The 24254-nt window shown below is 35.4% G+C and carries 22 protein-coding genes; 4 read left to right on the top strand and 18 right to left on the bottom strand.

Features of this window, described 5'->3' with window-relative positions; genetic code table 11:
• The first annotated feature begins 34 nt into the window (after window positions 1-34).
• From AC5LXV_RS07975 to AC5LXV_RS07960, 4 genes are all read left to right on the top strand, one after another.
• Window positions 35-955 (top strand): siderophore ABC transporter substrate-binding protein, encoded by a 921-nt coding sequence (locus AC5LXV_RS07975; RefSeq protein WP_493467911.1) that lies wholly within the window; start codon window positions 35-37, stop codon window positions 953-955.
• A 229-nt stretch (window positions 956-1184) separates the two neighbouring features.
• Window positions 1185-2501: a 30S ribosomal protein S12 methylthiotransferase RimO gene (rimO, locus tag AC5LXV_RS07970; RefSeq protein WP_493467910.1), complete on the top strand. Its 1317-nt coding sequence runs from the start codon at window positions 1185-1187 to the stop codon at window positions 2499-2501.
• Between the two features lie 9 nt (window positions 2502-2510).
• Window positions 2511-3899, top strand: a complete 1389-nt coding sequence (locus tag AC5LXV_RS07965; RefSeq protein WP_493467909.1) for an MATE family efflux transporter — start codon at window positions 2511-2513, stop codon at window positions 3897-3899.
• A gap of 208 nt (window positions 3900-4107) precedes the next feature.
• Window positions 4108-5679 carry a phosphoethanolamine transferase gene (locus AC5LXV_RS07960; RefSeq protein ID WP_493467908.1) on the top strand — a complete coding sequence of 524 codons (1572 nt, stop codon included), beginning with the start codon at window positions 4108-4110 and terminating at the stop codon, window positions 5677-5679.
• 120 nt (window positions 5680-5799) lie between these two features.
• On the opposite strand, the gene AC5LXV_RS07955 is transcribed toward AC5LXV_RS07960, so the two are convergent.
• From AC5LXV_RS07955 to AC5LXV_RS07870, 18 genes are all read right to left on the bottom strand, one after another.
• Complete coding sequence (locus tag AC5LXV_RS07955) at window positions 5800-6153, bottom strand: PTS glucitol/sorbitol transporter subunit IIA (protein ID WP_493467907.1); 354 nt, start codon at window positions 6151-6153, stop codon at window positions 5800-5802.
• An 18-nt stretch (window positions 6154-6171) separates the two neighbouring features.
• Window positions 6172-7200 (bottom strand): PTS glucitol/sorbitol transporter subunit IIB, encoded by a 1029-nt coding sequence (gene srlE, locus AC5LXV_RS07950; protein ID WP_493467906.1) that lies wholly within the window; start codon window positions 7198-7200, stop codon window positions 6172-6174.
• Between the two features lie 12 nt (window positions 7201-7212).
• Window positions 7213-7734 (bottom strand): PTS glucitol/sorbitol transporter subunit IIC, encoded by a 522-nt coding sequence (gene srlA, locus AC5LXV_RS07945; RefSeq protein WP_493467905.1) that lies wholly within the window; start codon window positions 7732-7734, stop codon window positions 7213-7215.
• Between the two features lie 44 nt (window positions 7735-7778).
• Window positions 7779-8162 (bottom strand): transcriptional regulator GutM, encoded by a 384-nt coding sequence (locus AC5LXV_RS07940; protein WP_493467904.1) that lies wholly within the window; start codon window positions 8160-8162, stop codon window positions 7779-7781.
• Window positions 8163-8240: 78 nt separating this feature from the next.
• On the bottom strand, window positions 8241-9488 hold the full coding sequence (locus tag AC5LXV_RS07935; protein WP_493467903.1) for an NAD(P)H-dependent oxidoreductase: 1248 nt from the start codon (window positions 9486-9488) through the stop codon (window positions 8241-8243).
• A gap of 217 nt (window positions 9489-9705) precedes the next feature.
• On the bottom strand, window positions 9706-10653 hold the full coding sequence (locus AC5LXV_RS07930) for a sugar-binding transcriptional regulator (protein WP_493467902.1): 948 nt from the start codon (window positions 10651-10653) through the stop codon (window positions 9706-9708).
• 517 nt (window positions 10654-11170) lie between these two features.
• A complete protein-coding gene (gene tal, locus AC5LXV_RS07925) occupies window positions 11171-12121 on the bottom strand; it encodes a transaldolase (protein ID WP_493467901.1) in 951 nt (316 codons plus the stop codon).
• Window positions 12122-12164: 43 nt separating this feature from the next.
• Window positions 12165-12812, bottom strand: coding sequence for a ribulose-phosphate 3-epimerase (gene rpe / locus AC5LXV_RS07920; protein WP_493467900.1), 648 nt, complete (start codon window positions 12810-12812; stop codon window positions 12165-12167).
• A gap of 9 nt (window positions 12813-12821) precedes the next feature.
• The gene (tkt, locus tag AC5LXV_RS07915) at window positions 12822-14825 is read right to left on the bottom strand and encodes a transketolase (protein WP_493467899.1); all 2004 of its coding nucleotides are present in this window, start codon (window positions 14823-14825) and stop codon (window positions 12822-12824) included.
• A gap of 18 nt (window positions 14826-14843) precedes the next feature.
• Window positions 14844-15518, bottom strand: a complete 675-nt coding sequence (locus AC5LXV_RS07910; protein ID WP_493467898.1) for a ribulose-phosphate 3-epimerase — start codon at window positions 15516-15518, stop codon at window positions 14844-14846.
• A gap of 7 nt (window positions 15519-15525) precedes the next feature.
• On the bottom strand, window positions 15526-15966 hold the full coding sequence (rpiB, locus tag AC5LXV_RS07905; protein WP_034884755.1) for a ribose 5-phosphate isomerase B: 441 nt from the start codon (window positions 15964-15966) through the stop codon (window positions 15526-15528).
• A gap of 111 nt (window positions 15967-16077) precedes the next feature.
• Window positions 16078-17109, bottom strand: a complete 1032-nt coding sequence (locus tag AC5LXV_RS07900) for a zinc-binding dehydrogenase (protein WP_493467897.1) — start codon at window positions 17107-17109, stop codon at window positions 16078-16080.
• 4 nt (window positions 17110-17113) lie between these two features.
• A complete protein-coding gene (locus AC5LXV_RS07895) occupies window positions 17114-18163 on the bottom strand; it encodes a galactitol-1-phosphate 5-dehydrogenase (protein ID WP_493467896.1) in 1050 nt (349 codons plus the stop codon).
• A 59-nt stretch (window positions 18164-18222) separates the two neighbouring features.
• The gene (locus AC5LXV_RS07890; RefSeq protein WP_493467895.1) at window positions 18223-19497 is read right to left on the bottom strand and encodes a PTS galactitol transporter subunit IIC; all 1275 of its coding nucleotides are present in this window, start codon (window positions 19495-19497) and stop codon (window positions 18223-18225) included.
• Between the two features lie 66 nt (window positions 19498-19563).
• Window positions 19564-19845, bottom strand: a complete 282-nt coding sequence (locus AC5LXV_RS07885) for a PTS sugar transporter subunit IIB (protein ID WP_110433962.1) — start codon at window positions 19843-19845, stop codon at window positions 19564-19566.
• A 20-nt stretch (window positions 19846-19865) separates the two neighbouring features.
• The gene (locus AC5LXV_RS07880; RefSeq protein WP_493467894.1) at window positions 19866-20339 is read right to left on the bottom strand and encodes a PTS sugar transporter subunit IIA; all 474 of its coding nucleotides are present in this window, start codon (window positions 20337-20339) and stop codon (window positions 19866-19868) included.
• Between the two features lie 5 nt (window positions 20340-20344).
• Window positions 20345-22459 (bottom strand): BglG family transcription antiterminator, encoded by a 2115-nt coding sequence (locus tag AC5LXV_RS07875; RefSeq protein ID WP_493467893.1) that lies wholly within the window; start codon window positions 22457-22459, stop codon window positions 20345-20347.
• 444 nt (window positions 22460-22903) lie between these two features.
• A complete protein-coding gene (locus AC5LXV_RS07870) occupies window positions 22904-24235 on the bottom strand; it encodes an MFS transporter (protein WP_493467892.1) in 1332 nt (443 codons plus the stop codon).
• Window positions 24236-24254 lie beyond the last annotated feature (19 nt).

Genomic DNA, 24254 nt, shown 5'->3' with positions numbered 1-24254 from the left:
AGTTATCATTTTCAAAGTAGCAAAAGGAATTACCATGAATACCAAAAAAAAGGTACTATTAAGTACGCTAACTGCTCTTATTTTAGGATTAACTGGTTGTCAATCATCAATCACAGTAAGCCCAGATAATAAGCAATCGGTAGTGGTACCTAAATCGCCAAGTAAAGTTGTTGTGATGAACTATGGCGCCTTAGACACGTTAGATGCATTAGGTAAAGGTTCAATTGTTACAGGAACACCACTTTCCGTTCTTCCTTCTTATCTAGAACAATATAAAAGTGCAGATATTACCGACACTGGTAATATGAAAGAGCCTAATATTGAGGCAATCGAAAAAGCTAAACCACAACTTATCATCATTGATGGTCGTCAAGCTAGTCGAACCGAAGTATTAAATAAAATAGCGCCAGTAATTAATTTAAGCGTTGATGCCAAAGATTATCTTGAATCAACTAAACACCACATCAATATTTTAGGCAATATTACCGGCACTGAAGAAAAAGCGAGTAATTTAATTCAATCAATTGAGGCAAAAATTACCAGTGGACGTGCGATAGCTGAAGCGAGCGATAAAAAAGCAATTGTAGCTATCCATAATGACGGGAAAATGATTCTAATCAATGCAAGTTCAAGCGCAGCGTTAATTCACGATGTATTAAAAGTAAAACGCGCCGCGCCATTTGCATTGCAACCAACCAATAGTGTTGGTAAACCAAAACCAATCTTTATTGATAACAGTTATATTACTAAAGTTAAACCAGACATTATTTATGTTGTCGACCGAAGTAAAGCTATTGGTCAATCAGCAATGTCAGGTGACTTTTTCGACTCAAAAGTGTTAGCGAAAAGCCAAACCAAAGTTGTCTACTTAACTCCAGATCTTTGGTACTTATCTGGTGGCGGTGCTGAAAGTTTAGATCTACAAATTGATGAAGTAATAGATGCATTAAAATAAGCTTTTTCTCCCGAATTAACTTCCTATAATTGTAAAAGCTCTTATTGTTATAAGAGCTTTTTTTAGATTTTATCCATATCCATCGTTCTTTATATCAAATTAAAAATTTTTATTTCGCCCTGTTTAATTATGTTAGAATGTTCATCTGTTATCTTAATCTAAATTCAATCGTTTTTAGATTGTCGAAAATTACCGCAATTAATTTAAAATTACTATAATTACTATGAATATGTCATCCCCTACTATAGGATTTGTGAGCCTTGGTTGTCCTAAAAATTTAGTTGACTCTGAGCGAATTTTAACCGAGTTACGTACTCAAGGTTATCAAGTTGTGCCTAGCTACGATAATGCTGATTTAGTTATTGTTAATACTTGCGGCTTTATTGATAGTGCGGTACAAGAATCATTAGAAGCAATTGGCGAAGCATTAAGCGAAAATGGTAAGGTTATTGTCACTGGTTGTCTTGGCGCCAAAGAAGATCAGATCCGTAATGTGCATCCTAAAGTGCTAGAAATATCAGGACCACACAGTTACGAAGCCGTACTGCAACATGTAAACAAATATGCTCCTAAACCGAGTTATAATCCATTTACTAGCCTTGTACCACAACAAGGAGTAAAGTTAACACCTAAACATTATGCATACTTAAAGATTTCAGAAGGTTGTAATCATAGCTGTACATTTTGCATCATTCCTTCTTTACGTGGTGAGATGGTCAGTCGTCCTATCGGTAATGTACTTGATGAAGCAAAACGGTTAGTTGATAGCGGAGTAAAAGAACTTTTAGTCATCGCTCAAGATACCTCAGCTTATGGTATTGATATCAAAAACCGCACCAACTTTTGGAATGGTATGCCGTTAAAAACCGATATTTATACCCTTTGTGAACAACTATCAACCCTTGGAATTTGGGTACGTCTACATTATATGTACCCGTATCCTAGTGTCGATAATTTAATTCCATTAATGGCTGAAGGAAAAATCTTACCTTATTTAGATGTGCCGTTACAGCATGCCAGCCCAACGGTTTTAAAATCAATGAAACGCCCGGGGACGATCGAAAAAACATTAGAGCGAATTCATCATTGGCGTGAAATTTGTCCGGAAATTACTTTGCGTTCAACCTTTATTGTTGGTTATCCGGGCGAAACTGAACAAGATTTTGAGTTATTACTCGACTTTTTAGAAAAAGCGCAATTAGATCGCGTGGGTTGCTTTCCTTATAGTCCTGTTGAAGGTGCGGCGGCAAATCAATTAGCAGATCAGATACCAGAAGCGATAAAACAAGAACGCTTCCATCGTTTTATGCAATTACAACAAACGATTTCGACCCAAAAACTACAAAATAAAATTGGCAAAACTCTATCGGTTTTAATTGATGAGGTTGATGAAGAAGGAGCCATCGGGCGAAGTATGGCTGATGCGCCAGAAATTGATGGTGTTGTCTATTTGAATGAAGAGAAAGCTGTTAAAGTCGGCGATATTGTTCAAGTCAACATTGAACATTCAGATGAATACGATTTATGGGGTACTGTAATACAGTAAATATTTCCAATGAAGCTACATTATCGACACGAAATAAAAAACCTAATCACGTTAGCTATACCGGTCATGATTGCCCAAATATCACAAACTGCAATCACGTTTGTCGACACCATTATGGCGGGTAATTACAGCAAAACTGCTCTTTCGGGGGTAGCCATTGCTGTATCAATTTGGTTGCCTACTGTTTTGTTTGGCCAAGGATTATTAACGGTTTTAACCCCTATAATCTCTAACTTAAATGGTGCGGCCAAACGTGAGCAAGTAGCCGATCAGACTCGTCAAGGGGTGGTGATTGCGTTAATTTTATCCATCATCATGATGCTAGTTTTGTACAATTCCGACAAAATAATTAGTCTAAGAAGCTCAGCTGATCATCCTATCGATCCAGAGATGGTTGATGTAGCCGTTTCATTCTTACGCGCAATTATGTGGGGAGTACCTGCCTTCTTATTATTTTTGGTTTATCGTAATCAATGCGAAGGCTTATCTAACACCAAACCCGCTATGGTGATTATATTTATAGCACTACTTGCCAATATTCCGATTAATTATGTATTAATTTATGGCAAGTTTGGATTGCCTGCTTTTGGTGGTGTTGGTTGCGGAATTACTGCCGCTATCATTTTTTGGTTGATGTTTGCTTTAATTCGTTTGTATACATTAACCGCAGCTAGCCAACGTGATATTCGCAAAACACCACTAACCAAACTCATTGATTTTGCTATCATCAAAAAAATAGTTATCCTCGGCACACCACTAGCTTTAGCCTATTTTTTTGAAATGAGTCTGTTTGCGGTGGTTGCACTACTTATTGCGCCACTTGGTCAAATAACTGTGGCTGCACACCAAATAATCTTCACTATCAGTAGTTTAACGTTTGCTATACCATTATCTTTGGGGGTAGCAACCAGTATTCGTGTTGGTTACTTATTGGGTAAAAATAAACCAATTTTAGCTAAGCAAACTGCTTATATAAGTTTAGCGATATCCTTTATGATGGCGGTAATCGTGGCATTAATTCTGGTCATTTTTAGATCACCGATAATAACCATATTTACTCATGAGATCGATGTAATAACCATCTGTCTACAATTGATTATTTTACTTGCCATCTATCAAGCATCAGATTATTTGCAAGTCGTAGCAAGTAATGTATTACGTGGTTATAAAGATACTAAAAGCATCTTTTTTATTACCCTAATCTCTTATTGGGGAGTGGGGTTACCGGTTGGATATATCTTAGGATTAACCGATCTTGTTATGCAGCCAATTGGCGCTGCCGGTTTTTGGATAGGAATTATATTAGGTCTAGCTGTCGCAGCATTTTTACTTATTGCTAGAATGCTCTACATCCAAAAACTACCGCAAGATGTGATATTAAATAGAGCCTCAAGATAATAAAAATAAAAATTCCTCGCCAAATTTATTAAAAAATATTGAAAGTTTGGCGATTATTTTTAACTAAAAATCTTAATATTAATATATGAATTATAACTTATTAGTTATCTCAATAAAAAAATCAACCTAAATTTATATTGCTTAAAATTTGATTACTTATATAATTTTCTGCTTTATCAACTAATTGTTTTAACATGGATCTGTTTTCGTGATATTTACCAAAAAAGAATTATTTTCACATATTGTTTGTATCGGTCTTTCTGTTTTATTAGTTTACTTATTAGGTTACCCACAAAGATTTGATAGAATACTGCTTACTTATTTTTCTCTAATTTTTTTAGCTAGATTCACATTTTTCCGTTTTTTATTAGGATTATTATTTGTTATTGCTGCACTTTATTTTCCGATAGGATTTTATTATGGAAGTCCAAATGTTGCAGTGGTAAGTGCAATAGCAGAAACTGATATTGATGAAATACAAGAATTTTGTTCGCAATTACCCCTTTATTTTTATTTTATACCATTAATATTAGTCATAAGTTTTATTCTTTTTTTTAAAAAATTTCAATTTCCTAAAATAGGAAATTATTACGTTATTGCTATAGCATTACTTATCTGTATTTATAGACCAGTCAAAGGAGTCATAAAATATCAACCAACTACATTGACTAGAATTACAACAACCGTATTAGATAATGTTAAATATCCTTTTTTTGAATTTTTTCTGGATTTATATTCAAGTGTAAAAATATATCTAACGGAAAAACAAGAACAGCTTAAGCAACTCCAACAAACTAATACAATACCTATTGTTTCTGTCAATCCTCAACATAAAACTTATGTTGTTATCATTGGTGAAAGTGTTCGTAAAGATTATATGAGCGCTTATGGCTTTAAATATAGCAATACCCCTTTTACCGATAATAATGCCTCATTAATTTGGGATGGATTAATTGCCCCGGCATCAAATACCCAATCATCAATTCCGCATTTGATTAGTCAATCAAGTTATTTAGATAATCGTGAAGTCAATGCCCAATTAAATAATAATATTATTGCAATTGCTAATGATGCCGGGTTTGAAACCTATTGGCTATCTAATCAAGGAAAATTAGGTAGAATGGAAATAACGGTACCGAGAATTACAGCTTATAGTAAAAATATCTTCTATACCAAAAAAGGCGAATACAACGGTAAATCAGCCCGTGGAAAATACGATACATTACTTTTACCTGAATTAGATTCATTATTAACGCAACAGCACGATAAACCTAAACTTATTGTTATGCATTTAATCGGTTCCCATCCTCATTTTTGTAAAAGATTGCAGTTTGATGTGCAATTTGATCTTAACAATAAAAATGTTTCCTGTTATGTCAGTAGTATTAAAGAAACGGATGACTTGATAAAATCAACAGTAGAGATATTAAAAAAACATAATGAAGATTACTCTGTAGTTTACTTTGCAGATCATGGGCTTTCGCACACTGAACAATATCAAGACTTAAGACACAATTGGGAATATCAAAATAGTTTTCAAGTGCCATTGATATTTTTTGATTCAGATAAAATCAATCAGGTTAAAATTAATAAACAAATTTCAGGTTATCAATTCGTTTATTTATTAAGTCATTGGATGGGGATTCAATTGAATGTCCAACATGATTATATGCAATATGATTTGACTGATATACCTGAACAAAAGAATATTCAAATCAAAGATTGGAAGAATAAACTATATCCATTTAATAATTTGAAAAAAGATCCTAATCCATTTTAAATAATCAATTTTTAGTTAAAAATCACTATACCATCACTAAATTAATAGTGATGGTTTTTTAAATTGAGTATTACTAAAAATAAGCAAACCCTTATATATAAATCCATTAATTACCATCTATTATTCAAAACAAATATCATCGCCAATATTTAATTCAGGGAAAACAGCTGGTTCAACTTCTATGGCACCTGGCAAGGTGCCATCATCACTTAATTTAAAATAGATAGAAATATGTCCTAATTCTTCAAAGTTTCTATTAGCCTCACTACCAACCTTTTTAATGGTATATTTATGTCTACCTAACTTAAATTCTTTACCCGCAACTAATGTTTGATTAGGCTTTTTATGAAACTCATGTATCACACAAATTTCACGTAAATCAGGTGTTGCCATTGGACCAAATAAAATAATCACTTTTTCTTCTTTGAATTCTGGAACGATAGAACCAATTTCAGTAATGATACTCTTTGCCATAATTAATCCTTTTAATGTTTAATACATTCCAAAACTCATTACCCATGCAACAACCACAGCTAATATTCCGGTTAGCATACGACTATAGAGTACTGCTGGTACGCCAAATTGAACGGTTTTAGGTTTGGCTTCTCCTAAAGACAAGCCAACCGGAATAAAGTCACATCCAGCCTGTGCATTAATCGCAAATAACGCAGGTAGTGCATAAGCAACAGGTATTGCACCAATTGCAATTTGTGAACCAATCAAAACCCCAATAACTTGAGCAATAACCGCCCCAGGTCCAAGGATTGGGGATAGAAATGGTAAGCTACAAATGAACGCAATTACCATCATCCCCCATATTGAACCAGCTAAAGGTGACAAGGTGGTAGCTATGATATGACCGATACCAGTGTAATTAATAATACCTATAAGCATGCTGATAAATGCCATAAAAGGAATAATATTTTTAATTAACATATCCGTCGAATCACGACCAGCTTGATAAAAGATTCCCATTGCTTTACCTATTCCTCGGGATAATTTTATCAATAAACCTTCTTTTTGATTTTGATGATGTTCTTGCTTTATTTGGGCATATTTTTCTTTGAATTTTTCACGATCCAAAAGTGGATCTTTCCCCGTTTGTGTTTGCTGCTGTTCATCCTGCGCAGATGTCGTTGATTGTTCATTATTACCCTCTGATAGTAGTATGTTTTGCAGTTTCACTCCTGAAACAAAAATATCTTCAGTAATATGTTTTGCTAAAGGACCTGTCGGTGCTGATGGAATAACATCAATGGTAGGAATTTTTTTCATTGGATAAACACCAATTCGAGCGGTACCACCACAATCTATAATTGCACACAAAATTTCATTTTCGGGAATGGCATTTTTAAAACCATCTACCGCTTCACCACCGGAGAGTTCAGCAATTTTCTGCGCAACTGGATGAATACCACCGCCGGTCACAGAGAGTATCTTATGTTTTTCAGCCGTTGGGGTTAAAGAAAAACCTGCTCCCCAGCCACCTTGGCCTTTCTCGATAAAAATTGTTTTATACATAACGTCACTCTCCTACAGTTTTTCTTTACGCATTAAGAATTTGGTGATCATTTCAGTGATAACACCACGCATTAAAATAATGATAATGCCCGCCAAAAAATAGCGTACTGAAAGACTAGAAATGTTATAACCTGCATCCATCACACCATTGGCAATGCCTAGAAATACAAATAACTCACCGGCATTGGCATAAGGGAACAAACCAGTTACAGGATGCAAAAAAGAGACTACCGAATCATAAAAAGCCGGTTTTTGTTCTTCTTTAACAAAACGACCAAAAGTATAAGCCATTGGGTTAGTCAACATTAAAACAGATAGTATTGGCATTAAACTGTAACGCAATAACCTATTTTTAGCAGAAAATTGGATAGCTTTGGTGACTCGTTGTTCACCAACAAAAGCAATTAAAGAATAAGTAAATGTTAATAACACAATCAATAGCGGCACGATACCAGTCATAAATCCGACAAAAACTTGTCCACCAGCCTGAAATAACCCAATAAAATGGGTTCCAAACCACTCAATATAGTCCATTATTATCTCCTTTGAATTAGTTTTTAATGTGTTGATAAGTTAAATCACCCAGAAATTTGGTTTGCCATTTTTATCATTGCTCTTTCTTCTAGCGAGAGTTTTCTCGTTTGACTTTCTTCCTTTAAGTTAATCAAAATTTGTGACAGATGATGTCCATAGAATCTTGGTAGCGGTTTAAATTTGGCAAAGACTGATTTTCCTTTCAAAAGTTGGCATTCTTTAACCATTTGGTTTTCATCGATCACCATAACTACAATCGCAGTTGCGCCTAACCATTTACGCTCAATAGATGAAAAAAGCCGATGATGTTTAGAATGCAAATATTGTTGTGTGATGTTGTACATATATCTCTGATAATAGTTAATTTGCATTAAACTCAATATAGATTGCGAAACCAAAATAACACTGGCGATAATGACAATATTCATGTTTTACCTCCGATAACAACAACTTAACTTATTGCGCTAACCACTGCTGAGTCTTATCATTCAGCAGTGGTTATATTTTTAACCGAAGACTTCATCTTGAAGTTTGCGTAATTGCCAAACTGTGGTTGTTTCATCTAAAACAACATCATCTTCAGTTAAAAACTTACCATTTGGTATATCTCGTTTAGCAACGACATTACCGCTGATAAGCCCAATTGGGATATTTTGGTTTTTCCGCATATCCGCATGAGTTTCAATTACCCCTCGAACACAAAAACCACCGATGCCATCGAGTTTTTCACCACACTTAATATTCTTTTTAGCAACAGCAACCGTTTCAGAGACAGGAGCTCCACAAGGAACAATAGCGGTATCGTGATTTAAAATGGCCTTAGCAATAGTCAGCGGTGTTTCAAGACTGGCTAAGTGGAAAGGGCGATATAAAATATGATGATCTCTATCACCTTTTTTCATTAAGTAATTTAATTCATTACTCACATTAGGATTTTGTCCTTTAACAATGACAAAAATACCCGGCGCTAAACCATCAACATATTCAACCACGCCAAATTTATTAAGAACGCCGCCATTTTCTTTAAGGTTTAAATCTTGAAGGACCGAATCCAAGTCACCTTTAACACCATGCATGCCCACGACATCTGGGATAAATCCCATGGCATTAGACAGTAAATTCATTTCTGCCATTGTCTTGGTACCATCTTGGAATGCGGCTAACATATGAGATGACATATGCTTTGAATCAGCTTCAGCTTGAGCTGTATTAGGGTTTGCTTCGATTTTTAATTTGTTATTTTTACCTTTACCAACGACTAAAACTTCCATGCCCATTGATTTAGCAAATTCATACATCTCAAGTGTTGCTGCGGGTTCATCGCCATCGGAACCACTATAGATTAGATCGGCAGCACTAAATAGTTTATGCATCAAAGGACCTATTGTGATATCAATTTCAACATTAAGCAGAACTAGATGCTTTTTGGCTAATAATGTTTCTAAAGCAATTTTTGCCCCTACTTCCGGTACTCCTGTTGCATCAACAATTATTTCAACCTCTTTTGCTTGAATTACTTCTTTAAAATTTTTAGAAACAAGAATATTATTTTCTTTACTGGCACTTGCCTTATAATCTTTTGCAGCTTGCTGTGCAGCTTCTAAATTGATATCACTAATTCCAGTTACACACATTCCCGGAATGGTGGCTATCTGCGCTATCATTCCTGTTCCCATTTGACCAGCACCAATAACCCCCACTCTAATTGGGTTGTCATTTTCTTCTCTTTGTAACAATTGTTTATAGATGGTCATTTTTGTTTTCTCCTTATGAAAATTAATATTAAATAGATTTAACATCTATTTATCATAAAGATAACATAACAAATATTAACCACAATTAATAAAATACCATTATGTGACATTTGTCACACTAAATGACATTTGTCTATAATGTTTAGATTTTGGCTATAAAAAAGCCTCTTTATAACAATAAAGAGGCTTGCTAACTGATATTTAAGTATTCAATTCGTTAAAAAGTGGTATTTAAAATATATTCAGCCATTTTGTCAGTCATCACAACAATATCAATAATGTTAGAATTTAAAGCTGCCACCACCGCTTTTTCTTTATTTTCACCAGATACAATGGCAACCACGGTTGGAATTTCACGTAAATCAGCTAAACTTAAACCTATAATTCTCTGATTTATCGGGCTGTTAGCTTCTTCGCCGTCAGAAGTGTAAAAGCGTGAATTACAATCGCCGACGACATCATAATAACGAAACTCCTCAAGATCTTTGCTATTAATATAACCAATCTCTTGCATAGTACTGTTATGATAAGGATTAGCAATACCGACGATGGCCATATCAACAGTTTTACCTTCATTAAGAACTTCATTTATATATTTATTTTTAGATAAATCTAATTTCATGGTTTGATCTTCAACTAACGCCGGTGCATAAAGATATTTACAGGTACACTGCATTTTTTTCTTAAGATCATAACAAATTTGATTAGAGTGCAAGTCAACTTCTTCTGTCCCCATACCACCAATTAAAGGGACAATAACTAGCTTTTTATGAGTAATATAAGGAAATTCATTAACAAATTTTCTAATTGTTTTTCCCCATGAAATACCTAATTTATTAACTTTCAAAATTCGTTTATTCAATGCATAAGCTGCCTTTTTGGCTAACCAATTAGAGGATTCTTCATAAGACAGATCATGGGTTGCAACAACAATTGCTTCTTCGAGTTTAAATTTAGATTCAAGTTTTTGCTCTAATTCAACGGTATATGCAGTTTCATCTTTAATAAAAATCTCAACAATACCTAAATCTTTAGCATCCTGTAATTTTTTAGAAATTATTGACCTTGAAATACCTATCTTTTGAGCTATTTGAGCTTGAGTCCAACCATACTGGTAATACCAAGTCGCAATTTTGACTAAATCTCGCTTTTCTTCCCATCTCATAAATCACTCCTGCCGATTTTTTGTAATTAACAATAGTTAATTAATATAACAAATGTTTTACCCATAGTAACATAAATCGAAAAAAATCAAATATTAGCTTAGCGGTTAATCACCAATATTAGTAAAACATGGTTATAAATTTTAATAAAAATATTTAAACCAATTAAAAATAAATAACTTATTACAGTTATCACATTTTGTGATTGATTAACTGATGAAAAGAGTATTTGCTAAAATGATTCCGTTTTTGGCGATATTTTCATATGTCGAGATAAATGACTAAATTTAATTTTTATATAATTTTTATATAATATAGCTATGTGAAATATTCATCATATCTACTTAACAGAATGAATTAATTTAGTTGGACGTCTTTTGCTCCACTAACATCAGATAACAATTAAACTATTTCGAGTATAGCTAAGGGATTATTAGCAGTCGTAAACTTTAATTTTGGCAAAATTGGTTATATAAAGCGGAGAAATAAAGGGGAACCATCTCCCCTTTTTATTACTAATTAGAGCAAGGCGCCGATCATATCTTCAAGTTTCCCCTGATCGACGGCAAAAGCACGAATTCCTTCTGCTAGTTTTTCAACTGCCATTGCATCACTGTTGTGTTGCCATCTAAATTCAGCTTCTGTCATTAATGCTGGACGTTCAAGCACAGTTTGATTTGGATTTAATTTTCGTTCATATGGTGCATTGGATTGTTGCATTTCTGCCAATAAATTAGGGGAAATTGTTAAACGGTCACAACCCGCCAACGCTAATATCTGATCGACTTTACGGAAGCTTGCGCCCATCACGATCGTTTTATAACCATGTTGCTTATAATAGTTATAAATATTACGAACCGATACCACTCCAGGATCTTGATCGGCAACATAAGGCTCTATTGGTTTTTTAGCTTGATACCAATCATAAATACGACCAACAAATGGTGAAATAAGAAATGCATTTACTTCAGCACAAGCGCGCGCTTGAGCAAATGAAAACAGTAAGGTTAAATTACAGTTAATTCCCTCTTTTCCTAACACTTCTGCCGCTTTAATTCCTTCCCAAGTGGCAGCAATTTTGATTAAAATCCGCGATTTATCAATCCCTTTTTGTTGATACAGTTCAATAATTCTACGCGCTTTTTCAATACAACCTTGTTTATCAAACGACAATCGCGCATCGACTTCGGTTGAAATTCGACCCGGTACAGTTTTTAAAATTTCAGCACCGATATTTACTGCCACTTGATCACAGGCATTAACTAATTGTTGTTCTTTACTACCACCAAGTTTTTTCGCAGTTTCAACAGCAGAATCAATTAAATAACGATATTGAGGAAGTTGAGCAGCTTTTAAAACAAGGGAGGGATTGGTGGTTGCATCTTCTGGAGAAAACTGTTTAATCGAATCGATATCACCGGTATCGGCAACTACTACGGTTAACTTTTTAAATTCATCTAATTGGCTCATAACATTATCCTTAAAATATTTATTCGACATGGCTATATAGCTGCTATATTGCTCTTAGGCGATTGACTATATTGGCTCTGTCATGACTTTTGAAGAAGGTGGTGCCTGCAACTAACACATTGGCACCGGCTGCCTTGCATATTTGCGCGGTTTCAACATTAATTCCACCATCGACTTCAATTAAATAGTTGAGGTTATGCTGTTTTTTCCACTCAGCTAAGTATTGAATATTAATTAGTGTTTCATTAATAAATGATTGCCCGCCAAATCCCGGATTGACTGTCATTTGTAACACCAGATCAACCTCACTTAACACCGTATCCAAATGATGCGCAGGTGTTCCGGGAGTCAATACCACACCGGCTAAACAACCACATTGTTTAATTTGTTGAATTAATCGATGAATATGCGGTGATGATTCAACATGTACTGAAATAATATCAGCTCCTGATTGAGCAAACTTTTCGATATAATTTTCAGGTTGACTTAGCATTAAATGAACATCAATCGGCAACGACGTTATTTTTTTAATTTGCGCCAGCATGTCATAGCCGAAAGACAGATTAGGTACAAAATGACCATCCATGATGTCGAGATGCAGATAATCGGCGCCAGATTGTTCAACACTATGAATTTCTTCTTCTAAGCGCATATAATTAGCAGCCAGTAAAGAAGGAGCAATGTAAATCATGTTAATCTCCTATTTTTTTAACAATCGTTGCGCATGATGAATGATATTCTCGACGGTAAAACCATAAGCTTTAAACAGATCTTTGGCCGGCGCAGAATCACCAAAATGGTCGATAGCAATCATATCGCCATTTTCACCAAGAAATTGAGACCAACCAAATGAACAACCCGCTTCAATAACCAAACGAGCTTTAACCGAACTTGGAAAGATTGTCTCTTGATAGCTTTTGGTGGTTTTAGCAAATATTTCCCAACTGGCTAAACTAACCACTGATGCATCAATATTTTTTTCACGTAACTGGTTTTGCGCCTCAATCGCTAAAGAGACCTCAGAGCCAGTGGCTATCAATATAAGATCAGGCGTTTCGTTAATCGCCGGCGATACAATATATCCTCCTTTTTTAACGCCTTCGGTCACCTCTTGTTGTGGATTAGCTAATATAGGTAAATCTTGTCTTGATAAAACTAAAGCTATTGGTCCACTTTCATTGTCAATGGCGATTTCCCATGCTGCTCGAGTCTCTTTGGCGTCAGCAGGACGAATAACCGTTAAATTTGGCATCGCGCGTAATGAGGCTAAATGTTCAATAGGCTCATGTGTGGGACCATCTTCGCCAACGGCTATACTATCATGGGTAAAAACATAGGTAACAGGAAGATTCATTAAAGCCGCCATACGAATTGCTGACCGTAAATAATCAGAAAAAACAAAAAACGTCGCGCCAAACAAACGTAACCCTCGATGTAATGCCATCCCATTCAACATACCACCCATGGCAAATTCGCGGACACCAAACCAAATATTTTTATCTGCAGGAGAATTTTTGCTATATGCGCCGCTTGCATCGATAAACGTTTTGTTAGAACAACCTAAATCGGCTGAACCACCAAAAAATTCGGGTAGTACATCGGCAATGGCATTAATCATTTTGCCTGAGGCGGATCGAGTAGCTATTGGTTTAACATCATTAAACTCAGGAAGATTTTTTTGCCAATTAGAAGGGAGATGACCCGCAATAACACGACCAAGTTGTTTTCCTTCATCAGGATAAGATTGACAATATTTTTCATATTGTTGATTCCATTGTGTATTAGCTTGATCACCTAATTTAGAATATTTTTTCAAATGTTGTTGTACATCTTCAGGAATAAAGAATGGTTCAACATTTTCACATTGATAAAATTGTTTAGCAGCAAGCGCTTCCTCTTTACCTAAAGGCGAACCATGACAAGCAGAACTATTACTCTTAGTTGGCGCCCCATAGCCAATTGTTGTTTTGACCTCAATTAGTGTTGGTTTTGCAGATTTCTTAGCTTTTTCGATGGCGGCATTTATTTCTGATAAGTTATTACCATCCGCTACTGTTAATACTTGCCAATTATAAGATGTAAAACGTTGAGCAACACTTTCACTAAAAGTAATATCTAAATCGCCATCTAAGCAGATATCGTTTGAATCATACAATACAATCAATTTAGCTAATGATAGGTGTCCTGCTAATGATGCCGCTTCAGCTGATACGCCCTCCATCAAATCGCCATCACCGCATATTGCAAAAGTATAATGATCAACTATCTGATTATCTGGTTTATTATACTGTGCCGCCAAATGGCTTTCGGCCAGAGCCATACCCGCAGCCATGGCAATACCTTGGCCTAATGGACCAGAAGTCGCATCAACCCCTGGAGTCCAGCCAAATTCAGGATGACCAGGTGTTCGACTTTTGTGTTGCCTGAATGATTTCAAATCATCCAATGTGACTTGATAACCAAAAAGATGTAATAAACTATACAATAATGCTGAACCATGGCCGGCTGATAATACAAAGCGGTCACGATTAAACCAATTCGGATTATTGGGATTGAATTTTAAATGATTAGCAAATAGAGAATAAGCCATTGGAGCTGCACCCATTGGCATTCCTGGATGGCCTGATTTTGCTTTTTCAATCATATCAATTGACAGTGTTCTTACAGTATTGACGATTTTTTGTTGTAAATCTTTTTCTAACATAGTGCTAACTCCTTAATATTATTCTGTTAATTCTATTTGTTTTCTAATTTTCTCAACTCTTACCGTGTAATTATCATTATTTTTTTTATTAAACAGTGCGGATGTCCCTAAAACAAAAACATCAGGCAAACTATTTTGCATTAAATTAATGGTTTGCAGATTAATATTGCCATCTACTTCAATTAGAGGCGGATTTTCTAACTCACTTAATCTGATTTTTAATTGCGCAATTTTATCTATAGTATTTAGTTGAATTTTTTGTCCAGCAAACCCTGGATTAACCGTCATGAGTAAAATCATATCGATGTGGGGCAAATAAGGTTCTAATAATGAAATTGGTGATAATGGATTAATAGCGATAGAGGGACAGATATGTTGTTCGCGTAGATAATCAATTATGGAAAATGCGTCATCACAAGCCTCAATATGGAAAGAGATATACTTTGGTTGGATCGAAGCAAACATTTGAGCATATTTTAACGGCGCTACTGTTGCTAGATGGATATCTAACGGAATTGTTGTGGCGGATTTCACCCAAGCAAGATGTTCGGGACCTAAAGCAAGATTTTTAACATAGACGCCATCCATGACATCACAATGTAATAAATCAACCTTTGCCTGCTCCAGTTGTGTTAACTCTTGCTGTAAGTTAAGTTGATCTGCACACATTATCGAAGCTGCAATCTGTTTCATAACAACCTCACTTATTTTCGAGTTCTGTTACCATATCAACTCGTCTTTTATGTCGACCTTTGGCAAACTCACTGGTGACCCATATATCAACAATATTAAGCGCTAAACCAATACCTAAAACCCGTTCACCTAAGCAAAGAACATTGCTATCATTATGTTCTCTGGTTGCTTTAGCTGAAAAACAGTCAGCAACTACCGCCGCTCGAATTCCCTTGATTTTATTGGCCGCAATCGACATACCAATACCGGTACCACAACATAGAATACCGAGCTCAGCTTTTTTACTAACAACTAACTCAGCCACATTTTTTGCATAAATTGGAAAATCGACACTTTCATGACTATAACAACCAACATCAATAATTTCATATCCATTGGTTGTTAAATGAGTAATGATAGTATCTTTCAAATTCTTTCCACCATGGTCACAGCCAATTGCAATTTTCATACTATTACCTCATAACTATCTAAGCGTTACTTGACACACCTAGTTTTTAAATAAAAAAATAGGTGTGTTATCAATTATTTAATAAAAGATTCATCTTTTTACGATTTGAAATTAAGATTTGATTAATACCTTTATTTCTGTACCTTCCATGACTTTATCGAATGCTGTTCGCCAGTCACAAAGGTCAAAAATCTTAGTGATCATCTTCTCAGTATTAATTTTATGTTTGGCCAATAGATCTAATGAGGTAATCCAAGAACTCGGTTTTTGTGAACGTGAACCAATATAATTAATTTCACGTTGGATGATGGACTCCTCATCTAATTCATTAGTTTTCTTAGCAAAGAGTCCAACTTGAACAAAATCGCCTTTTTTACGAATTAAAGGTAACCCTTGATTTACAGCGGAAATCACACCCGAACAATCAAAAATACGATCGACGCCTATATTGTTGGTCATTGATAAGACTAGACTGGTTAGATCTTCTTTTTGTAGATCGATAATGCGATCAACACCAAGTTCAACGGCTAATTCTAAGCGAGGAAGATCTCGGGTAATTCCCGCCATAATGACAGTTGCTCCTTGTGATTTAACAACTTGAGCAAGAAGTAATCCGATAGGTCCAGGACCAAAAATAAGCACAATATCTGTTGGCGAAATCGTTGTTTTTTCTAAAGCTGCATGAACACAACATGCTAAAGGCTCAGTAAGTGCCGCTGATTTATAGCTAATATTGTCATGCAGAACATGGCAACTTTCTTCACGCGATAATACAAATTCAGCCATACTACCGTTGATTTGAGTACCTATTCCTTTTCGATTTCCACATAGGTTATAGTCTTTTTTCAGACAATATGGACAAGTACCACAAGTTTGGAAAGTTGTTTCACTGGTAACGCGATCACCGACTTTAATACTTTTAACATCAGGACCAACCGCTACCACTTCACCAGAAAATTCATGTCCTAATACAACTGGTGTATTAGCGTTATTATATTCACCTTTAAAAGTATGAATATCAGAACCACAAATACCGGTATAAGCGACTTTAATTTTTACTTTATCTCCATATACTTCAGGTTCATCAATTTCTCTTAATTCCATTTGATCATAGCCTGAAGCTGTTTTTACTAATGCTTTCATAATATTATTTCTCCATATAAGGCAGAATAAGAACTTTGTTATAGTCATGTTGACCAGATAAAATCATGTCAAATGCTTCTTTAGTTTCTACTAATGGGTAGCGATGAGAGATCAGGGGTTTTAACTTAATACGTTGTTGTCGAACAAGTTCAATGGCGGTTGTCCATGCCTTGCCAGGAAATGGCGCTGAATAGGAATTCCAAAAACCTTTGAGTATCAATTCACGACGAAAGATATTCTCAAACGCTTCTTCGTGCAATAACACATCGGAATAAGCAATACCCACATATCCAATTTTGCCCCCTTTTCTACTCACTAATAAACACTGCTCTTGTGTCACTTTTGAACCAGCGCATTCCATAACAATGTCAGCACCAACACCATGGGTAATATCATCAATTCTCTCTTTTAAATCTTCTCTGGTCGGATTAATGGTGTAGTGACAACCTAAACTCTTGGCAAAAGATAATTTTTTATCACTAATATCAACAGCAATAACCTGAGTTACTCCATTGGTTATTAAACATTGGGCGGTTAACATCCCAATAACCCCCAATCCAAAAATGACAGCGGTATCCCCTAATTGTGGTTGAATACCTAATGTGGCATGCAGTGCGATGGCAAGGGGTTCAAGCATTGCGGCTTCATCAAAATCAAGATCATCAACCGGAAGAACATTATTTGCATTTAAAACGACGTTTTCCGCAAAAGCACCGAAGAAATGAGCGCCTAACATTTGATAATGTTCACAAAGTGAAAACTTGCCTGTTTTACAATTAACACACGTATAGCATGGTAAAAATGGTATACCAGCTACTCTTTGTCCAATTGATAATCCTGTAACATTGCTACCTATCTCACTAATAACGCCTGAAAACTCATGCCCCATTACTGCCGGTAAAGGATATTTCCATTGAGTTTGCATCTTGTGGATATCCGATCCACAGATGCCAGCTGCCATCACTTTGACTCGAACATCATTAGCGCCACATACTCGAGGTTTAACATCCTCAGTATTAATAATCTTGTTTTGATAAAGAACTGCTGCTTTCATATTTTTTCCTTACCACTTAATTGCAATATCCAATTGATTAAATAAATAGTCGTTAACCATTAACTAAAAAAGGTTTCCCATAATTGAGAGAACTTAAGAATTATCCAGTTAAAGAAGTTACCGCCCATATCTAAAGTACTTAATTCACTAGCACCTTCAGGGAATTTATAAACCCCATCTAACATTGCGGTATGCACTGCACCAAAATCAGTTGCCATAAGTAATGCAAAAGCAATAACTACCGTACCACTTAGGACCGAGTGGAGAATGTTACCGTTGCGTGAAGCGACAACGAATGACACATAGAATGGAATGGTAGCCAGATCACCGAATGGCAATACTTTATTACCGGGAATAACAATCGCTAAAAATAGGGTTATTGGTACCAGTAATAAACCTGTTGAGATGTTAGCTGGATGGCCGATCGATAAAGCGGCATCTAAACCGATATAGAGTTCTCGCCCCTTAAATCGTGATTTCATATATTCACGGGCTGCCTCTGAAATAGGAATTAAACCTTCCATCAGAATTTTTACCATACGAGGCATTAATAACATTACCGCCCCCATAGAAACTCCGAGTTTAAAGGTTTCACCTATTTCATAACCAGCAAGCAAACCGATGACAATACCTAGTATTAAGCCCATAATCATTGGTTCACCGAAAATACCAAAGCGTTTTTGGATGGTTTGCGGATCGACATGTAAATCTTTAATCAACGGAATTTTACCGATAACCCAACCAACAGGTATCCCGACAAAACCGAATGCTGCTGTTGAACCAGTTGGTAAGGACACTCCTTTGAGACCATAGAAATTTTCAACTAAGTGTTGCGTTTTATCGGCCATCCATAGACATAGCACTTCATAGATAAGTGCACATAAAATTGCAAACCACCAGTTACCACCTGTGACAATAAAACCGGTTGCTCCTGCTGCAATAAAGTGCCAATAGTTCCAAATATCAACATCTAACGTTTTGGTCATCTTAAAGAAAATTAAGATAAGATTCGCCACTAAGCAGATAGGAATTAAAATAGCCGCAACCGGGGATGCCCAAGAACCCGCTGCTGCCCCAGGCCAACCAACATCAATAATGGTTAAACTTAAACCGAAACGTTCAACCATCTGCTGTGCGGCTGGTCCCAAACTTTGTGAAAGTAATCCAATAACAAGGTTGATACCAACAAAACCAATACCAATGATAATTGCCGAACGAATTGCTCGCCCCACTGGGACTTTAAAAATAATAGCGATAAGAAAAATAGCAATTGGTAAAATAACCGTAGGGCCTAAACCAAGTACATATTGCACGCTTGCTAATAATGTATCCATATTCCATTCCTTGCTCAGTAATATTTAACGTGTAGGTAAATTTGAGTTACCTAGGGACTTAATTTTTCATCTCAAATAAGATAATATTTCTTCATCTAATGCCTCCTCGTTAATGCCACTGATATAAGCCGTAGCAATAATGGCCGGGATTTGGTAAGTAGTTGGTAAAATTGTGGTTGAAACAATAAGATCAGCCTGATGTTGTTGTGAGGCAGCTTCGGCAATTTTTATCTGTTTTACTTCGGCATCAATTTGATGTTTTTTAATTAAACGTTCGACTCTATCTGTCACCACGGTTGAAGTGGCAATTCCTGCACCGCAGGCGACTAATATTTTAAGTTGGCTCATGATTAACTCTCCTAATAGTATTACTTGTTATCCAATGAAATATCCTGAATGATTTGGGTTATTTCATTATGGTTTTTTGCTTTAATTAATTGATTAACATAATTTTTATTTTGTATTGTCCTCATGATTTGCTTTAAGACGGCTAATTGACAATGGGGTTTATTTAAACCAAGAACGAAAATTAGTTTGGCATTTACCATCTGGTTTTCATTCTCCATTGACTTAAATTGGATAGTTTTTTGCGGAATAATAATTCCGATGAACTGCTCTTTTATGCAATCTGGATCGGTGTGTGGAATAGCAACACCATAACCGTTAAGTTGAATTCCTGTAGGAAAACAACTTTCTCGCTCATTAATCTTAGATAAGAAAGCGTTGGTAACTAAATCAAGCTGTAAAGCCTGATTAGCGACCATTTGAAAAAGCTCACTCGTATCACGACAATAGCTATCTAACCAGATCATTTTTTCTTTTAAGAAATCGATTAAATACATAGAATTTAATTCTCCTGTAATATAACTTTTTGTTTTAATTTGAATTCATTTTGAGACACAAACATTTGTATTTCTTGATATAACTGTTCTGAAGTAGTGGTATCATGTAGTTTTTTTAATATTGAACGATCGTTAGCTAACTCCATTAGTTGCAATAATGCAGTGAAATGTGATCGCCTATCTGTTGCAGCAATAACCACCACAAAATGGAGTTTGCCGAGTTGTTCACTACCAATACCTTGCTTAATATGTAAAAGACTCATACAAAGCTGGTTTGCACCTTTCTCAATTTCGGCATGAGGAATGGCGATAGCCAGTCGCAGAACGATACTTTCACTGATTTCTGGATAACGAGAGATCATTGCCTCAACGTAAGTTTGGCTAATTAAATTTTCATTTAATAATGGTTGGGCAGCTAAACGAATTGAATCATGCCAAGTTGCAACGCTATCGGTTTTCGTTATATGGGTAAGCGTTAAAAGCTCGGCAAGATTCTTTTGAGTCTCTTTTTGATGTTCCAGTAAATTTGATGTTGAAGCTAATGAGTCAACAATTGCTCGCTCTAATTTTTTTCTTTCTTGAATAATGGTATATTTATCAATCAATCTCATCAGCTCTTCAACGCCGATAATATTGCATTCAATGTTATACACCGTGCGCATAACTCGACATCTAAGATCATATTGTTCTTTTTCGTTCATAACTTGATTGATGATGAACATGGTTTTTGAGGTATAAATAGGTATGGTGGTAAAAACCACATCATAAATTACATTGGTTTGCTCAAATTGCCGGGCAGACATGGCAGGATAAAACATGATCTCTGGAAAAATCGATCGTAATGTCTTATCCATAATTCGAAGAATGGATAAACTACCAGAACAAACAATAACGGCTTTAATTGGCGAATTAAAATTCTCATTTATTTCGATTAAATGACCACCAAAAAACAACGCTATTAGCATACTTTCATTATCAGGAATCTTGGTGCCAATAACCTCTTCTAACGGTTTTAGGGATTGTTTGATAAAAAAATGAATAATATTGAATTCACTATCAATTTCATCAAACGCGTTAGCATAATCAGTTGCTAATTTATATTTAATTCGATAATAGGCTGGCTTAATATGTGCATAAAGCCTTTCTAATAAGAGATCTTTATTTTGTAATACAACGACAGCATTTTTTTCAAACTCATCAATGATCTTGACTAACGCTGCGCGCAGTTCTTGTTTATATTTATTGATTGGTTTAGCGGTTTGTAATTGTTCTAAGAGAACATTAGAGATTAACAACTGCAAAGTGATATAAAATCTTTCTGGTTGAGGAATATTATTTCGATTACCAATGAGTATTTCAGTTGCGTTATATTCTCGCGTATCAGATAGTTCGGTATAATCGATTAAAAAATCAGCTGCAATAATCGAATTTTTTTTAATTCGCCTAAAAATTGTCTCTAAGATATAAGGCAAAATCCGCATTTTTTTGTCAATAAAACGGATTTTTAATTGTTCCTCGACCTGCTCTAAATTTTGCCGATGTTTTTCAATGGTGTCGATATTTATACCGGTGAATTCACTAACCGCCAATTCACCACAAAAACTCTCCATAATATGTTCTAGAGCATAAATGAAGGCGGTACGAATTCGCCATTCATCACCTTTAATTTGATAACCTGTTTTTCGAAAATAACAGATATCTATTTGGTATTTGTTTAGCGCATTTTGGGTCAGTTTTAAATCATTTAACACGGTATTTTTACTGACGGATAAACCAAAAATAAAATGGTTAAGAGATAATTTTTCAGTGCTCGCAACTAACATTAAGATGATTAAACTAATGCGTTCTTTTTCGGAGGGAATATAGCGTTGCTTTGCCTTTTCTTGTGGTTTGAGATCGGAGACCAATTGAAATAAATCAGGCTCAACCACAAATTGACCATTTGAACTTCGATGTATTTTGGGATAAGTTTGCTTTTCTAACCAACTATTAATTTTATTAAAACTATAATCAATTTGTCTTCGAGTTAAATTTAACCTCGCTTGCAAATCCATGCTGGTTATATTGAGATGAGACAAAATCTCTTTCAGTAATATAGCACTTCGTTCATCTAAATACATGTGACATCCTCCACACATTTGTTAGTAAAAAGTCTAAGATAGCTTAAAACAAAGTGATATTGATTTTGGGTCCAATGTGTGGTGTTTTGATTGTGCCAAGGTGGGAGAAAAATTTATAACCAAATAATAAACAATAGGTTATAAAATGGCTTGCATTACTGGGAGTTGGATATATATGTGATTAAAATAATCGATAAATGCGTTTTAAATCTAAGATTAAAATTCATAGAAACATAAAATAAGCATATAAAAAAAACTCCGCTAAAGTTATTAGCGAAGTTTTATACTATTAAGCAAACTATAATTTATTTCAACAAACTTTTCGCCTGTTCTACAACATTCTCAACAGTAAAGCCAAACTTAGCAAACAGTTGATCTGCTGGGTTTGATAAAAAAACCCTCTCTTTACATCAGAGGGTTTATTACGCAAATTGCTAAATTTAATTACTTCTCAGCAGCATCTTTAGGATCTTCAAGGTTCCTATCTGCAACTTCTGGCATAATAATCGCCGATATCAACCCTACGCCTGAATAAAAAACAATCATGGCGACAATCGGCCACCATGATCCTGTTATATTACAAAATATCCCAGCAAATAGTGGTCCTAAGCCAACTGCCAATAAACCGCCAATTTCGTTAGCAACAGCCATTGATGCAAATCGGCTGCGAGAACCAAACATTTCAGCCATCGTGATTGCTTCAATTGCCGCTTGTCCTAATACGGCAATATTGTGAATAATAATTAGACATAACATAATAATACTTGGCTGATAGCTTTTATCCAAAATAATTGAAATCATTGGATAAGCAAGTATTATTGAACCAATAGTTAATAAAATATAGATAGGTTTTCGACCAAATTTATCTGATAGCCATCCGGATAATAGTATTACTAAAAATCCAACAAATGAACTAATTAACATTGCGTCGGTGGGTATTGACTTACTAAATAGTAACGTTTGCACCATATAACCCGCTAAGAATGTTTGTATCAACCCTGAATTTCCTGCTTGACCGAATCGTAATCCAGTTGCGAGCCAAAAGGATTTACCTTTGAATATTTCAATATATGATTTATTTTTTATAACCTGTTTACCGTCATTTACCTCTTCAAAAACAGGACTTTCTTTGAGGTTTAAACGTAACCAAATAGCAAATAACATTACCACAGCACTTGCTAAAAATGGAATTCTCCATCCCCAAGCTAATAGTTGTTCACTATCAAATAAATAAAACATAATTGCCCAAATAGCTGTTGCTGACAAGGTGCCACAGTTGGTTCCCATTGCAACTAATGAAGCAATAATACCTTTTCGACCTTTGGGTGCATATTCTGCTAGCATGGTTCTGGCGCCTGAAATTTCAGCGCCAGCCCCTAATCCTTGAATTATTCTCAATAAAACAAGTAATAACGGTGCTAAAATACCGACTTGAGCATAGGTAGGTAGTACTCCAATTAATGTTGTACAAAGCCCCATCATGGTAATAGTGATGAAAAGAATCTTTTTTCGTCCAATTTTATCTCCCATTCTGCCAAAAATAAATGCACCAGCAATCCGAGCAATATAACCTGCACCATAAGTCCCCATTGCCAGAATTAAGGCCATAGCGGCAGATTGTTCAGGAAAAAATATTTGATGGAAAACTAATGCTGCTCCCAGTGAATATAACTGAAAATCCATAAACTCTAATGCCGTTCCCAACCAACCTGACATCGCTGCCCTGACTAAATCGGCAGTATTTCTTTCCTTGTCTACCTTTTTTAACGTATTCATACTTTGTAACCTTTAGATA

Source organism: Gilliamella sp. LMG 34359 (assembly GCF_984569085.1).
The sequence above is the reverse complement of the archived record's forward strand: the minus strand, read 5'-3'. Positions and strand labels throughout refer to the sequence as shown.